This is a genomic window from Paenibacillus cisolokensis (genome assembly GCF_018403665.1).
GTDB lineage: Bacteria > Bacillota > Bacilli > Paenibacillales > Paenibacillaceae > Paenibacillus_AH > Paenibacillus_AH cisolokensis.
This window is the reverse complement of the sequence record NZ_BOVJ01000195.1, coordinates 1-14,354: the sequence shown is the minus strand read 5'-3', so window position 1 is coordinate 14,354 and position 14,354 is coordinate 1. Positions and strand designations below refer to the sequence as shown.

19 protein-coding genes and 1 pseudogene are annotated in these 14,354 nt (G+C 52.1%); all 20 read left to right on the top strand.

The genetic code is table 11. From position 1 onward, the window contains the following. Nucleotides 1-168 precede the first annotated feature (168 nt). Entirely contained in the window at nucleotides 169-498 is a 330-nt protein-coding gene (locus PACILC2_RS27550) for an IolE/MocC family protein (RefSeq protein WP_244863786.1), read from the top strand. Next, nucleotides 420-1,016 (top strand): sugar phosphate isomerase/epimerase family protein, encoded by a 597-nt coding sequence (locus PACILC2_RS23315; RefSeq protein ID WP_307860693.1) that lies wholly within the window; start codon nucleotides 420-422, stop codon nucleotides 1,014-1,016. The genes PACILC2_RS27550 and PACILC2_RS23315 overlap by 79 nt, the downstream gene beginning before the upstream one ends. A gap of 38 nt (nucleotides 1,017-1,054) precedes the next feature. Beyond that, nucleotides 1,055-1,906, top strand: a complete 852-nt coding sequence (locus PACILC2_RS23310) for an ATP-binding cassette domain-containing protein (protein WP_213531188.1) — start codon at nucleotides 1,055-1,057, stop codon at nucleotides 1,904-1,906. Further along, complete coding sequence (locus PACILC2_RS23305; RefSeq protein ID WP_213531194.1) at nucleotides 1,849-2,586, top strand: ATP-binding cassette domain-containing protein; 738 nt, start codon at nucleotides 1,849-1,851, stop codon at nucleotides 2,584-2,586. Before PACILC2_RS23310 ends, PACILC2_RS23305 begins: the two co-directional genes overlap by 58 nt. Then, a complete protein-coding gene (locus tag PACILC2_RS23300) occupies nucleotides 2,583-3,575 on the top strand; it encodes an ABC transporter permease (protein ID WP_213531186.1) in 993 nt (330 codons plus the stop codon). Before PACILC2_RS23305 ends, PACILC2_RS23300 begins: the two co-directional genes overlap by 4 nt. Before the next feature lie 13 nt (nucleotides 3,576-3,588). Next, nucleotides 3,589-4,569, top strand: coding sequence for an ABC transporter permease (locus tag PACILC2_RS23295; RefSeq protein WP_213531184.1), 981 nt, complete (start codon nucleotides 3,589-3,591; stop codon nucleotides 4,567-4,569). 60 nt (nucleotides 4,570-4,629) lie between these two features. Further along, nucleotides 4,630-5,682: an autoinducer 2 ABC transporter substrate-binding protein gene (locus PACILC2_RS23290; protein WP_213531182.1), complete on the top strand. Its 1,053-nt coding sequence runs from the start codon at nucleotides 4,630-4,632 to the stop codon at nucleotides 5,680-5,682. Nucleotides 5,683-6,043: 361 nt separating this feature from the next. Beyond that, nucleotides 6,044-7,108 (top strand): phosphotransferase, encoded by a 1,065-nt coding sequence (locus PACILC2_RS23285; protein ID WP_213531180.1) that lies wholly within the window; start codon nucleotides 6,044-6,046, stop codon nucleotides 7,106-7,108. Then, on the top strand, nucleotides 7,105-7,980 hold the full coding sequence (locus PACILC2_RS23280) for a phosphotransferase (protein ID WP_213531178.1): 876 nt from the start codon (nucleotides 7,105-7,107) through the stop codon (nucleotides 7,978-7,980). The genes PACILC2_RS23285 and PACILC2_RS23280 overlap by 4 nt, the downstream gene beginning before the upstream one ends. 68 nt (nucleotides 7,981-8,048) lie before the next feature. Continuing rightward, nucleotides 8,049-8,402 carry a YheC/YheD family protein gene (locus tag PACILC2_RS29605; RefSeq protein ID WP_372447217.1) on the top strand — a complete coding sequence of 118 codons (354 nt, stop codon included), beginning with the start codon at nucleotides 8,049-8,051 and terminating at the stop codon, nucleotides 8,400-8,402. Continuing rightward, nucleotides 8,306-8,734, top strand: a complete 429-nt coding sequence (locus tag PACILC2_RS23275; RefSeq protein ID WP_213531176.1) for a YheC/YheD family protein — start codon at nucleotides 8,306-8,308, stop codon at nucleotides 8,732-8,734. Before PACILC2_RS29605 ends, PACILC2_RS23275 begins: the two co-directional genes overlap by 97 nt. Nucleotides 8,735-8,908: 174 nt before the next feature. After that, a pseudogene (locus tag PACILC2_RS23270) lies at nucleotides 8,909-10,079 on the top strand (KamA family radical SAM protein). A gap of 21 nt (nucleotides 10,080-10,100) precedes the next feature. After that, entirely contained in the window at nucleotides 10,101-11,177 is a 1,077-nt protein-coding gene (locus tag PACILC2_RS23265) for a YheC/YheD family endospore coat-associated protein (protein WP_213531173.1), read from the top strand. 453 nt (nucleotides 11,178-11,630) lie between these two features. Next, on the top strand, nucleotides 11,631-11,924 hold the full coding sequence (locus PACILC2_RS29600) for an MFS transporter (RefSeq protein WP_213531192.1): 294 nt from the start codon (nucleotides 11,631-11,633) through the stop codon (nucleotides 11,922-11,924). Continuing rightward, entirely contained in the window at nucleotides 11,924-12,523 is a 600-nt protein-coding gene (locus PACILC2_RS23255) for an MFS transporter (protein WP_213531190.1), read from the top strand. The genes PACILC2_RS29600 and PACILC2_RS23255 overlap by 1 nt, the downstream gene beginning before the upstream one ends. Continuing rightward, a complete protein-coding gene (locus PACILC2_RS23250) occupies nucleotides 12,517-12,843 on the top strand; it encodes an MFS transporter (protein ID WP_213531171.1) in 327 nt (108 codons plus the stop codon). Before PACILC2_RS23255 ends, PACILC2_RS23250 begins: the two co-directional genes overlap by 7 nt. A 64-nt stretch (nucleotides 12,844-12,907) precedes the next feature. Further along, the gene (locus PACILC2_RS28985) at nucleotides 12,908-13,267 is read left to right on the top strand and encodes an LLM class flavin-dependent oxidoreductase (protein WP_307860691.1); all 360 of its coding nucleotides are present in this window, start codon (nucleotides 12,908-12,910) and stop codon (nucleotides 13,265-13,267) included. Continuing rightward, entirely contained in the window at nucleotides 13,156-13,641 is a 486-nt protein-coding gene (locus tag PACILC2_RS28980; RefSeq protein ID WP_307860692.1) for an LLM class flavin-dependent oxidoreductase, read from the top strand. Before PACILC2_RS28985 ends, PACILC2_RS28980 begins: the two co-directional genes overlap by 112 nt. Next, the gene (locus PACILC2_RS28975) at nucleotides 13,530-13,763 is read left to right on the top strand and encodes an LLM class flavin-dependent oxidoreductase (RefSeq protein ID WP_307860690.1); all 234 of its coding nucleotides are present in this window, start codon (nucleotides 13,530-13,532) and stop codon (nucleotides 13,761-13,763) included. Before PACILC2_RS28980 ends, PACILC2_RS28975 begins: the two co-directional genes overlap by 112 nt. Continuing rightward, a complete protein-coding gene (locus tag PACILC2_RS28970; RefSeq protein WP_307860689.1) occupies nucleotides 13,760-14,251 on the top strand; it encodes an LLM class oxidoreductase in 492 nt (163 codons plus the stop codon). The genes PACILC2_RS28975 and PACILC2_RS28970 overlap by 4 nt, the downstream gene beginning before the upstream one ends. Nucleotides 14,252-14,354 lie beyond the last annotated feature (103 nt).

Genomic DNA, 14,354 nt, shown 5'->3' with positions numbered 1-14,354 from the left:
CCGTCCCGCTACAAAGAATTGTACGAATAACCCGCGAAGCGCCCGCGGGTATTTGTTTTCGCAAAACAGAAAAGTGTCCCCCTGAAACGAAGAATGACTCCTTTGTTCCTTGTTCGTTTGCTCTTATGATGAAGAGCGTCAAAGTCAATTCGGCAGGGGGGCGTCAAGGTGAAAATCGGTATTCATGCCTATGCATGGTGTTCCGTCTGGAGCAATGAAACGTTGCATCTGATTGATCGGGCCAAGGGATTGAATATGGACCTCATCGAAATCCCGTTGATGAGACTGGAGCTGTTCGATACGCAGCAAGTCCGGAAGAGACTCCGGGACGCCGGACTGGGCAGCTGCACGTCCACCGTATTGTTGGAAGGGATGGATCTGACGAGCGAAGACCGGGAGGAAAGACGCAGAGCCGTCCGATATTTGAAAACTGCGTCGCTGCAACCGCTGAAATCGGCGCAACCCATTTCAGCGGCGTTATCTACTCCCGGCATGTGAAGCCTGCCGTCCGGAGACCGGATTCCGCGGTATGGGAGATGGCGGCGGAAGGGTTGCGCGAAGTTGCGGAGCACGCCGAATCGCTCGGTGTGATCATCGGATTGGAGCCGGTCAACCGGTACGAGACCTATTTGATCAATACGGCGGAACAGGCGCTGAAATTGGTAAAGATGATCGGAGCGGATAATGTGGGCATTCATTTGGACACCTACCACATGAATATCGAAGAGAAAAGCTTCTCCGATGCGGTCAGAACGGCCGGCGACAAGCTGATCCATATCCACCTGTGCGAGAACGATCGCGGTATACCGGGGACCGGACTGGTCGATTGGGAGGATCTGTTCTCCGCACTCGGCGAGATTCAATACCGCGGCAATGCGGCTTTGGAGTCGTTCGTGGACATTACGGACAATATGAATACGTGGGTATGGCGGCAATTGGCCAAGGACGGCGATACGTTGGTCAGCGAAGGGACCTCCTTTATTCGTTCGATGCAGCGCAAATACCGGTTGGCCTGACAGACATCGAGATCAACAGTTTTTAGAGGGGGAGCGGTATGGCGGGTAATTTCTTGGAGATGGCCAATATGAGCAAAACCTATCCGGGAGTCCGGGCCCTGCACAATGTTTCGTTGGAAGTTCGGAGAGGCGAAGTGCATGCGTTGGTCGGCGAGAATGGCGCCGGAAAATCTACGCTGATCAAAATTTTGGCCGGCGTGATCCAGCCCGACCCAGGGGGGGAATTGCGGATCGACGGCAAGCCGATCGTTTTTCATAGCGCTTCGGATGCGATCCATCAAGGGATATCCGTCAATTATCAGGATTTGAGCCTGTTTCCCAATTTATCCGTGGCGGAAAATATTACGATGGGGCAGTCCAAGCTGTCCGGCTTTCGCGTCAAATGGTCCGAAATTCGCAAAACGGCCGCGTCTGCGCTGGAACGGCTGGGCATCTCGCTCGATCTTCATGATCCGGTCGAAAATCTGAGCATCGCCAAGCAACAGCTGGTGTCGATCGCCAGAGCGATCGCCTTCGATGCCAAGCTGATTATTCTGGACGAGCCGACCTCGTCTCTATCTTCCGGAGAAGTAGAAGTTTTGTTCCGAATTATTCGCGAATTGAAAGAGAAAGGGATTTCGATTCTGTTCGTGAGCCATAAGCTGGATGAGCTGTTTGCCGTTTCGGACCGTTTCACCGTACTCAGAGACGGACAATGGGTAGGCTGTTACGAACGCGAGCAATTGGATCAAGCCAAGCTGATCTCTTTAATGGTCGGGCGCAGCATCGAATACGAGAAGCTGGTCGAGGAGCCGTTCAAAACGTATGAAACGGTGCTTGAAGTGAGCGGGCTATCGAAAAAGGAAATTTCAAGGATATTCATTTTTCGGTCGGAGCCGGAGAAATCGTAGGTATCACGGGGCTGGTCGGTGCGGGGCGCACGGAGCTGGCGCAGGCTTTGTTCGGGATCGAAACCGCGGATGAAGGGGAAATCCGTCTGCATGGCAGGAAGATCAACCCGAGATCGACCACGGAAGCGGTCCGGCTGGGCCTGGCCTACGTTCCGGAAAGCCGTCAAACGCAAGGGCTGGTGCTGACGCAGTCGATCACCCGCAATTTGTCCCTGTCGGTCTTGAACAGGTTGACGAACAAGCTGCGTCTCATTGTAAGGAAGAAAGAGCGGCAACTGGCGGAATCGTTCATATCGAAGCTGGACATCCGTCCCGCCCTGGCCGATATGCAGGCCGGACAATTATCCGGAGGAAATCAGCAAAAGGTTGTAATCGGAAAGTGGCTGGCTTCGTCGCCAAAAGTATTGATCATCGACGAACCGACGAACGGCATCGATATCGGAGCGAAGACAGAAATTCATAAATTGCTGCGGCAGCTGGCCGAATCCGGCATGGCGATCATTATGATTTCTTCCGAGCTGCCGGAAATTTTAAGCGCTTGCGATCGAATTCTGGTCATGCGCCGGGGCAGAATGGTAGGCGAATTTGTCAACGACGGCGTCACGCAGGTGGACATTATGAATAAAGCGCTGCTCGGCGCCCCGGTTTCGTCCTTGCCGGAAGGAGGAGCGTCGGCATGAAATGGCTCAATACGAAAGAGGGCGGAATCTTCCTCATTCTGATCGCGTTATCCGCGGTACTGGCCGTCAGAAGCCCCGTCTTTTTGACGATGGAAAACATGATCGACATGCTGAAGACGAATGTCGTACTCGCGATGATGGCTATCGGCATGACGCTCGTAATCGTCATCGGCGGGATCGATGTGTCCGTGGGGGCGATGACCGCACTGGTCTCGGTGCTGATCGGCAAGTGGATGGTGGCGTTCGGGTACGATCTGTCCGTCGTGCTTCTGATGTCGGTAGCCGGCGGCGCTGTCCTGGGCGCCATAAACGGATGGCTGATATCCAAAATCAGAGTGCATGCGATTGTGGTTACGCTCGGGACGTTATCGATCTATAGCGGGATCGCGATGTATGTGACCGGCGGCATCTGGATCAACAATTTGCCCCAAGCCTTTATCGATTTCGGCCGCCAAAATCTGTTCGGCATCCCGATGAGCGGCGGTACGCTGGCCATCCCCATTCAAGTTCTGTTTCTCGTACTGGTCGCCGCAGCGACCGGCTATATGCTGAAACATCTGCGAATCGGCCGCATGATTTACGCCGTCGGGGGAAATCCGTTGTCCGCGGAAAGAGCCGGCATCAGGCAGGATCGCGTCCAATTGTTCGTTTACACGTATATGGGCTTTTTGTCCGGTCTCGCCGCATTCGTGCATACGTCCATATATCGGCAAGTCGATCCCAGCGCGTTTACCGGTTTCGAATTGCAAGTGATCGCCGCGGTCGTGCTCGGCGGCGCCAATATTCTGGGCGGCAGCGGCAGCGTCACGGGCACGCTGCTCGGGGTCGCGCTGCTCGCGGTCATCAGCAACGGTCTAACGTTAACGCATGTTCCAAGCTTCTGGCACAAAGTCATCATCGGCTTGTTCATCGTAACTGCGGTGTCGTTCGATATCATCCAGCGAAAACGCAGGGAGAGAAGGCTGGCCAAAATAGACGTCTTGCAATAAGGAGGTGCGGGAAATGAGATTCAGCTTGTATGAAAAAGTGCTGCTTGCGGTGTTTCTGGGGCTCTTCGGATTGTTTGCCTTAACCGCTCCCAACTTTCTGTCCGAGACGAACCTGAAGTCGATGATGGTGCAGATGCCGGAGCTGGGACTGATCTCATTGGGAATGATGGTCGTCATTCTGACATCCGGCATCGACCTGTCCATTACCTATATCTCGTCGTTATCCGGGATCGCCGTGGCCTGGGGCCTCGTTCAGGGATGGCCGGTGCCGCTTGCGATTGCGGCCGGGGCTTGCACGGCCTTGTTGTGCGGACTGTTCAACGGGTTCTTCATCGCCCGAATCGGCGTATCGCCGATCGTGCTGACGCTCGGATCCATGCTGCTGTTCGAAGGACTCGCGCTGCGGGTAACCAAAGGCGGGTCGATATCCGGGTTTCCCGAATCGTACTATGTCATCGGCGGATCTTCCGTCGGACCGATTCCGCTTCCGATGTTGTTCTTCATTGCGGCGGCGATCGTCACGTCCGTGCTGCTGAATCGTACCGTATGGGGACGCAGCGCCTATATGCTGGGAAGCAATCCGACCGCCGCTCTTTACTCGGGCATTCCCGTTCGCCGCGTGCTGATCTATGTGTATTTATTCTCCGCGCTTATGGCGCTCATTGCGGCAGTCATTATGACATCCCGCTACAATTCGGGCAAAGTCGATTACGGATCGTCCTATCTGCTGCTGAGCGTGGCCGCGGTCGTATTGGGCGGAACGAGCGTGCGGGGCGGCTCGGGAACCGTCAAAGGAACGGTCATCGGGGTATGCATCTTTCAGATTCTGTCGAGCGCCTTGAACCTGTACGGTTTATCCCCGCATATCGTCAATGTCATGATGGGCGGCATCCTGATCGTCGTGCTTGTCGCGAACTATTTGTCCGAGCATATCAAGCATGCCTTGCACGACATCGGCCGTGTACTGACGGGAAAGGCTTCGGCCAGTTCCTGACGGTTGAATAGAACATGAAAATCAGGGAGGTTAGGTTCAGATGAAAAAACGGGTATCATTTTGCTTGGACTGGTTATGACGTTCGCCTTATTCCTTGCTGCTTGCGGGAGCAACAACAGCGCAGGCGGCGGTCAGGACAATCCGGCCGAGACTGCCGGCTCTGCCAATACAAGCAGCAGCGGAGGCGACTCCGCGGCAGGAGATAAGCTGACGATTGCGGTCGTGCCCAAATTGGTCGGCATTCCGTACTTCAACGCTTCCGAAGCGGGGGCCGTCAAGGCGGGAGAAGAGCTGGGCGTCAACGTCATCTATACGGGCCCTACCCAGGCGGATGCCGCGCAGCAGGTTAAAGTGATCGAGGATCTGATCAGCAAGCAGGTGGATGCGATTGCGGTTGCGCCCAATGATGCCGCAGCGCTGACTCCCGTACTCAAGAAGGCCAAGGATGCCGGCATTCTCGTCATGGACTGGGATACCCATGCCGATCGTTCCGTAGTGGAGCTCTCCGTAAACCAAATCGATAATCAAATGTTCGGCGAGCATATCATCGACAGATTGGTCGAGCATATGGGCGATTCCGGGGAATACGCGATCGTGACGGGCGGGCTGTCGGCCAGCAACCTGAACACCTGGATCGACTTCGGACAATCGTATGCGAAAGAGAAATATCCGAATCTGAAGCTGGTGACCGAACGGATTCCGAGCGACGAAAAACAGCAAGTGGCCTATCAAAAAACGTTGGAAATTTTGAAGGCGTACCCCGATCTTAAAGGCATCGCGGCCTACAGCACGGTTGCACCGCTCGGCGCCGCTCAAGCGGTGCAAGAGAAGGGCTTGCAGAATACGGTGGCCGTCGTAGGCACGGCGCTTCCGACGGACTCGGGCCCTTTCCTGGAGGACGGCTCGCTCGATGTGGCGGTTCTGTGGGATCCGGCGAAACTGGGCTATTTAACGGTCTATTTGGCGAAGGAGCTGCTGGAAGGAAGGGCGGTTACGGACGGCATGGACGTGCCGAACGTCGGGAAAATTACCGTCGCTTCGGACGGGATCACCGTAGTTATGGGCCCGCCGTCCGACTTTACGAAGGACAATTACAAAGACTTTGATTTCTGATCTTCCTTGACGGTATCCGCAGAACGCTATTCGGAGAGCTTGCGGCGGTCGAACGTTACCGTGATATACGTGCGGGTTAAGAAGAAAGATGGAGAAGTGAAAATCGAAGAAGTCAAAATAGTAAAGGAACACTAGGACTGCCATGTTGCAGTCCTTTTATCATGTTATAAGGACTTAAGGATCGCCCGGGCTTGTGTCGGCTTCACGAAAGGTGATAGGAGCCGATAAATAGCTGTTTATTTCTCCGCACAAGCCGACACTTGCGGAGCAATTGATGCATTCTTTAGGGTATACGGTCTCCTAATCGATTCATGGGATCACGTTTCGTTCAACATTCGAACTGAACGGAGGTATTTCCTTCATGGAGTTGTCGAAGCGGAAGCAGCGCCTGCGGTCCGTCCTGATGCAGTATGGCCTGGAGTCTCATCGTGTAAAGACGTACCGTTCCCTTTATAAGAAAGCGGCCGCTTACCGGGTATCCACAAATAAAGGGACATACTGCCTTAAACCCTTTAGAGGCTCGTCGGCGCGCCTAAGCGGAATCTATAAACGAATTGCACAACTCCATGCACATCATTTCAGAAGTCTGCCGCGGTGGATTCCCGCAAAAAACGGAAAATACTGGTGCTCAAAGGGCGGCCGACTCTATTATGTAACGGAATGGATAGACGGCTCCGAGCTGGGCCATCACGAACAGGATTTTCAGAAGCTCGGAGCGGCGCTAGGGCGGCTGCATCTTATAACGCCTTCGCTGAAATCCGGTTATCCATCCTACACGGCACGCGAAGTCAACCGCTTTTGGCGCCATCATCGGCGATTTGCTTCACACCTGCAGGAGCTTCTCCGTGACGAAAGCAGGATCAGCGAATGGTTTCAGGAGCATGGCGCGGAATGTCTGTCCCTTGCTGAGAAGTCATGGTCCGTGATCAGCCAGCTCGGTGTTCAACGGATGCTGCGGAAGGAGAAGCCGTCGATCATTCACGGCGATGTAACCAGACCGAATGTGATCGTTCGGTCAGGAAGCGTCTATCTGGTGGATTGGGAACTTGCCAGGCCGGGTTCAGCCTATTACGAGGTTGCCAAAACGTTGAACAACATCACGAATTTTACGGTACCGCACATCAAAGCGCTCCTCGACGGTTATGAATCGATTCGTCCTCTTGGCCGGGAAGAGCGGATGATCGTTGCTTCCCTTAGCCGGCTGCCCGGGAGCTTGGGTTGCGGCCCGGCAAATCCGGTCCGGCCGTCCTTCGACCATATTCGAGGTGTTGAAGGAGACGTGGGGGAAACGATTGGAGATGGTGGAGTGGCTGGACAGCTGGGCCGATTTCAAGCCGAAGCATCTGTCTTCGGTCCAGCCGGTTCCGGTGGAGGGCGGGGATGGCCATGTCGCTGGTCGCTCGCATTGAGGAAGCCTATTCTGTGAAGATCAGCCGCATGAAGGATTTTCGCGATGTTCACCGGCTATCGACGGCAGATGGCAGGCTGATCTGCGTTAAACGTTACGACATCCCCAAGCCGGAGGTTGATTTTATCGCCAGATTGCTGATTCATCTTGCGGATTCGGGATTTCGGCACGCTCCCCAAGTTGTCCCGAACATAGACGGGACTTATTGCATCGGAAGCAAAGAAAGCTTGTATATGATCACGGACTGGGTACCGGGGAGGATTGCGAATTTCAATGAGCGGACGGAGTGGAAGAAGGCGCTCCGGACACTTGCCGAACTCCATCGTCATGCCGAGTTCCCGGCGCTTGGCGACGTTCCGGCTGCAAGGGAACGATATACGCATCTGCGCAGCCGAATCGAAGATTATCGCGGATATCTGCTTGCCTATGAAGCGTCGGGTTTCATAGACATGTGCGTTTCCTTATGCGATGCGGCCATACGCCATCTGGGTGAAGAGCAGTGCATCGAAGCGGTGGAGCACGAGGCGTCCGTTCGTGCCTTTGTGCACGGGGATTACAATTATCCCAATCTGATCGCAGATCCGCAGGGCAATATGCATCCGATCGATTTCGAGAATGCGTCCCTGGAGCCCAGAATGGCGGACCTTGCTCATATTTTGCAGCGGAATGTGGCCTGGAAAGGCCACGAATGGCTCCGATGGATCGAATATTACGATCGCTTCAAGCCGCTTAGCACCGGAGACAGGCATCTGTTGTTCGCGCTGCTTCATACCCCCTATCCGCTTATCCGGGCGATTCGGCTGAACAAAAGCACCCGGAAGGTCCACAGCGCGGTTCCCAGTGGCAAAGCATTGGATCTGTATCTAGGCAGTTTGCATCGGATTCTATGAGTTAAGGGGAGAGTTGAGCCCATGCGTCATCAAATTATCCGCAGCAAGATGAAAAAGGGAAGACGTTGATGAACGATCCGATCCTGTCGCGTCATGTTCCGAAGACATACTGGTATCGCGCTGCGCGTCTTCGCAACATGTTAAAGCTCTATTCGTCCGTCTATATTAAACCGGATATCGGCAGAAAAGGAAACGGTGTTATTCGAGTCAGAAAGCTGAACGCTTCGCAGGTGGAGATTTCGCATCGGGATCGAACGGACCAATGCTCCATGAAAGAGTTGAAACACAAAATCAGGAAGCTGATGACCCCGGGAAAAAATACCTGGTGCAGCAAGGCATTAACCTCGCCACCTATCACGGCCGTCCCTTCGACATTCGCATCGTCCTGCAGAAGCCGCTCAAAAGATGGCGGGTTTCGTTAATGTCCGCCAAAGTCGCGCCGTCTGAGCGTTCGGTCGTCACCAATATCGCGAAGGGAGCCAAGGATATCAATATCATCAAAGTGCTGAAGGGCATCGATCAATCCGTCGACAGCTACAAGGTTTTGCGGGATTTGATCGATACGTCCCATCAAATCGCGCAATTGCTGGGTTCGCAGTTTCCGCTGAAGATCGTCGGGCTCGATATGGCCATCGATAAGAGAGGGAAAATATGGTTTATCGAAGCCAATACAAATCCGGACAACAGTGGGCTGGATTCGCTTGATCGGGAATTGTATCGAAAATACCGCGAATCCAAAAGATGGATCAAATGAAGCTGACAGGTATTCGCATCCTTATTCTCTTCGGCCGCCCGGGATCGAATATTTCGGGCTTCTCCGCATTCGCTGACAAGCGCCGGTCCATAGACGCGGTCACCGATCCATACAATCCGAAAGGAATGATAACGTTGCGATACTGGCTGAGATTGTGGACGAGGGGGATCTGTCATGCCGGTTAAATATATAACGGATATCGAACGTCTCCCGCATTTGACGGAAGACGAAAAAAGAAGCATTGCGGCCGGTCATCGACAAATTCGTTTTCCGGCTTAACGATTATTACTTGAAGCTTATCGATTGGTCCGATCTGAACGATCCGATCCGGCGGCTGGTGATACCGAACGTGAGCGAGCTGCAGGAATACGGGCGCTGGGACGCATCCGACGAAGATACCAACTACGTGGTAAAGGGATGCCAGCACAAGTACCCCACGACGGCGCTGCTGCTCGTGTCGGAGGTGTGCGGCTCCTACTGCAGATTCTGCTTCCGGAAGCGGCTGTTTCGCGAGGATGTGAAGGAGGCCATGCCGGATATCCAGCAAGGGCTGGATTACATTTCGGCTCATCCCGAAATCAACAATGTGCTGCTGACGGGCGGCGATCCGTTTATCTTATCGACCAAGAAGCTGGGCAGCATCCTGGCAGCTCTTCGGTCGATGGATCATGTGAAGATCATCCGCATCGGTTCGAAGATGCCGCTCTTTAATCCGATGCGCATTTATGAAGATGAGGAGCTGCTCCGGCTTATTCGCGCCCACTCCACGGAAGACAAACGGATCTACGTGATGGCTCATGTCAATCATCCGCGGGAAATTACCGCTGAAGCCAGAACCTGCTTCAAAGCGTTGTACGATGCCGGAGCGATCGTGGTGAATCAAACGCCTATTCTGAAAGGCATCAATGACGATCCCGCCGTTCTAGGCGAGTTGTTGGATCAATTGTCGTGGGCTGGTATTACGCCGTACTATTTCTTCGTGAATCGACCTGTAGCCGGAAACCGTGACTTCGTCCTCTCGCTGGAAGACGTATACCGCATCGTGGAAGAAGCCAAGTCGCGGACATCTGGCCTCGGCAAACGGGTAAAGCTGTGCATGAGCCATACGTCGGGCAAAATCGAAATTTTAGCCGTGGAGAACGGCAAAGCTTATCTGAAATACCACCAGTCCCGCAATGGCGACTTCGGCAAGCTGATGGTTCTGGATTGTCCCAAGGATGCAGCCTGGTTCGATGATTTGCCGGGGAATGAAAGGTACTGGAGCAAACCGGCCAAGAAAACAGAGGAAGTCGTATCTGTCAATGAATTGCCCGATCTTCCGAGAAAAGCCAAAACCAATTCGTAATTCCAAAAGGGGTGTATCGATTTGGCATTATCTTCTCGCAAGAGACCGATCGTCGGCGTCATTCTGGGGAACCGCTTCGTGAAAACCAGGGGCGTCCAGAGACTTGCCGAAGCAAACAGAAAGGCCGGAACGAATCTGTATTTCTTCGGAACAAAAGATATCAACTACAAACGAAGGGGCATATACGGCACGTATTACGATGCTCTGACAAAGAAATGGAGGAGAAAAAGGTTCCCTTTACCGAACGTGCTTTATGTCCGGGGCGGAACAGGTTCGGGGGTGGCCCGGGTCGTCAAGCGTTTCGACAATTTGGGGATCAAACGAATCAACGCCCTGACGGGTTTCGATAAAGGCGAGCTTTTCCTCTATTTGCAGCGGGATCCCGATCTGCAGCCTTATTTGCCTTTTACCAAAACGCTTGACAATCCAAGTGAGGCAAGGACCTATATTCGGAGACTCGGCAATGTCTATATCAAAGCGTGCCGGGGCAGGCGGGGCATGCAGGTGATGCGGGTCATCAAAGTGAAGCACAGGGGGTACCGGTATAGCTACTCGGTCATCGGCAGCCTCGTTCGCAACAGGGCGAACCACTTCAAGGATATGAACAAAGTGTTAAGGCGTTTTTTTGGCAACAGAAAAATTCTTGTCCAGCAAGGAATCGATCTGGTGAAAGACGGCAATGATCGCACCGTGGACTTGCGAGCCGAGCTGCAGCGGAACAAATACGGGGAAATTGAGATTGTGGCGATTCCGATCCGTGTCGGACGCCCAAATTCGCCGATATCGACCCATGGCACCGCTTATCGTTTCCACGACTATTTGCCGAAGCTGTTTCCCGAATACTCCAAAGACGAGATCAGCGGGTTGAAGAAGAGAATCACCGAATTTCTCATTAAGCTGTATAAAAGCATTGAGAAGCGCTACGGAAAATTCGGCGAAATCGGTATCGACTTTGGCTTGGATCGCAAGGGACGAATATGGCTGATCGAATGCAACGCCCAATCGGCCAAAGTATCGGTTGAAAAAGCATACGGGCGAAATCGCAGAATTTACTTGAATCCGCTGGAGTATGCCAAGAGACTCGCGCGCGAGGGCTGATGCGGAAAAGGAAGGATAAAGCCAGCAACTCTTTTAAGATGAGTTGCTGGCTTTTTTGCATTGTTCACGCGAAGCAAAAGGCGGTTGGCCGCACCGCTTCATAGGGAAACATGAAAGTCCGGGAAGCCGCTTGCGACAACACAGCTTTTGTCACGCCGGAACCGCCCGCAGCGTCCGATCCGCTGGACAGTGATGGGGTTCTGCTGTTGAAGCGAAAGCAAATCCTATTAAGCATATAGGGAAATAGTAAAAAAGTATTGCATCATTAAAATTTATTATGCTATTATCTCTTTATATAAACGATCATTCGTAGTTTATACGGACCGACCGTTCAAATGGAGGTCTCATTCTCTTTTAAAGGGGAATGAGGCCTTTTTTTATTGTTTTTTCCCGGGAGGAAGTTCATTGAGCACAAAGTTTATACTGAACTCACGTCAAAAAGAATGATGGCCCATTATCATTTCGGGGGCTTTTTTCGAGGGCTTCGACGATGCGGTCATCAATATTGCTCTGCCGTATATTATGCAAGATTTTGGAATAACGACGCAGAGATCGGGTTATGTTCTTTCCATCATTGCCATTGGAACAATGGTTGCATTCTTCGTATCTCGAATGGCTGATATAATCGGACGCCGCAAAGTGTTTTTAACGAGCGTTTATATGTTTTCCATTTTTAGTCTGCTCACCGCTTTCGCGCCCAATGTCGAAGTTTTTATTTTTCTGCAGTTTGCCGCACGCATTTTTTAATCGGCTGCTGGTCTGTCGGGTATGTCATTCTCTGTGAGGAGTTTTCCGCCGAACATCGGGGAAGCGCGGTCGGACGATTCCAGCTTACGGCGGTTTTCGGCGCTTTGTTTATCGGCATTCTGCTTCCCATCATCACGAAGCTGGGCCTCAGCTGGCGCGTACTTTACATTTTCGGAGCCATTCCGATGATTCCGGTATTTCTGCTTAGGAAGAGATTGCCGGAAACCGAAGCTTTTCTGCAATTGCAGGAAGAGAAGAAAAGCGGCATCCGGCCTTCGAGAGAAGACTTTTTAGGACCTTGGAAAAGCCCCTATCTCAAATATATGGCGGTCATGTCCATCGTATGGGTCTTTCTCTATTTCGGAATCAAAGGTACTCTAAATTTCTTCACCTTAAGGGTCGTAAACGAATTGAACTGGACCCCAAACATGGTGAGCATCGGATTATTGACGCAAACCATTACGGGAATTTTGATCATTGCTTTGAATGGCAAGCTGATGGATAGAATCGGACGCAAGCGTGCCGCGACGATCATTATTATCGTTGGATGTATATGTAGTGTTTTCATGTTCACACTCCATAATTTTACGCGGTGCTGATTTGCAGCATTATCGCGGCCGGTTTCGTGAATTCTTTCCTAATTGTCGGTTCGACGCTGACCAATGAGCTCTTTCCCACCGATATTCGTGCAAGCGCAATGGCTTGGGCCAATAACATCGTCGGCCGCCTGGGGCAAATCCTGGTTCCTACCGTTGTGTCAACGCTCGCATTATCGCTCGGCTTAGGGAAAGCCGCTGCCCTAGCTGTCAGCTTACCGCTCATTTCCCTTGTTCTTATCCTGGTGTTCATACAGGAAACCGGCAAGAAAACCATAAATAAGTCTCTCGAAAATAAGGGAATAACGGAAACATCTCAGTGAGCTAATTGTTGTGAATCATACACATAAATGTTTTAATGAAGGGGCGTACAACAATGCGTAAAAAATGAATTTAGGATTATTCATTCAGTTGCCTGGGCAGCATTTGGCAAGTTGGAGACATCCATCATCCCAGTCGCATCGCAATTATGATCTCGATTATTTGATCGAAATTGCCCAAACAGCAGAGCGCGGCAAATTTGATATGTTATTTATTGCCGATTCGGTAGCTCGTCCGATTCATGAAAATTCGTACTCCGAATTAAAACTGGATCCGTTAATGATTTTGGCCGCACTTTCCGGCGCTACGAAAAAATCGGGCTTACCGTTACCGCATCGACGACTTACAATGAGCCGTTTCATATCGCAAGGAAATTCGGTTCCCTCGATCATTTGTCGAAAGGACGAGCGGGCTGGAATGTCGTGACGTCGGCCAACGATCTTGAAGCTACCGTCTATGGCAAAGAAGAGCATTTGTCGCATGCGGATCGTTATGACCGCGCCGAGGAATTTCTGGATGTCGTCAAGAAATTCTGGTTCTCCATAGAAGGGGATGCGGTTGTAGCCAATAAAGAAACCGGCCAATTCATCGACGTATCCAAAGTGCATCCCGTCAAGCATGAAGGGAAATGGTTTAAAGTAAGCGGACTATTGGATGCGCCGGCGCGCCGCAAGGACATCCGGTCATCGTGCAAGCCGGATCGTCGGAGGCGGGGAAAGAGCTCGCTGCCAGAACGGCTGAAGTCGTATTTACAGCTTGCCAATCGCTGCAGCATGCGCAAGCGTTTTATGAAGATCTGAAAGGCCGTCTGGCCAAATATAATCGTGAGCGCGATGACGTCAAGATTATGCCGGGGGTATATATTACGGTCGGGAGGACCGAGGAAGAGGCGCGAAAAAGCGCGAAGAGCTTAACAAATTGATTATGCCGGGCGCCGGGCTTCTGTTTTTATCCGAATTTACCCAAATCGACTTTAGAGGATTTCATCCGGACGATCCTTTCCCGGAATACGACACATACGCAGATCCGACCAATCCGCGTGTCCGTTACAAAATTATTTGCGATATAGCCAAACGGGAAGGATTAAAAACGCTGCGTGACATCTACGAACGCATTTCATCGGCGCGCGGACATTTTGAAGTGACGGGAACGCCCGAACAAATTGCAGATCAACTGGAAGAGTGGTTTGTCAAAGGAGGGGCGGACGGATTCAATGTTATCCCGCCGACTTTCCCGGAAGATTTAAATCTTATTGTTGATTATGTTATACCGGAGCTGCAAAGACGTGGGCTGTTTAGAGAAGAGTATGAGGGAGACACGCTGCGCAGTCATTTGGGCTTAAAAATTCCGGAAAATCCGAATGCCAAAAAACGCGAAAAAGTAACGACGACACCCAGTTCGATCGGGTAGCAGACCCGGATTTTCAATCCATGATCAAGGGGTAAACGATATGGTTTTGGACGTCGAACGTATGATTGCCGAACAAAAACAATTTTTTTATAGCGGCGCGACA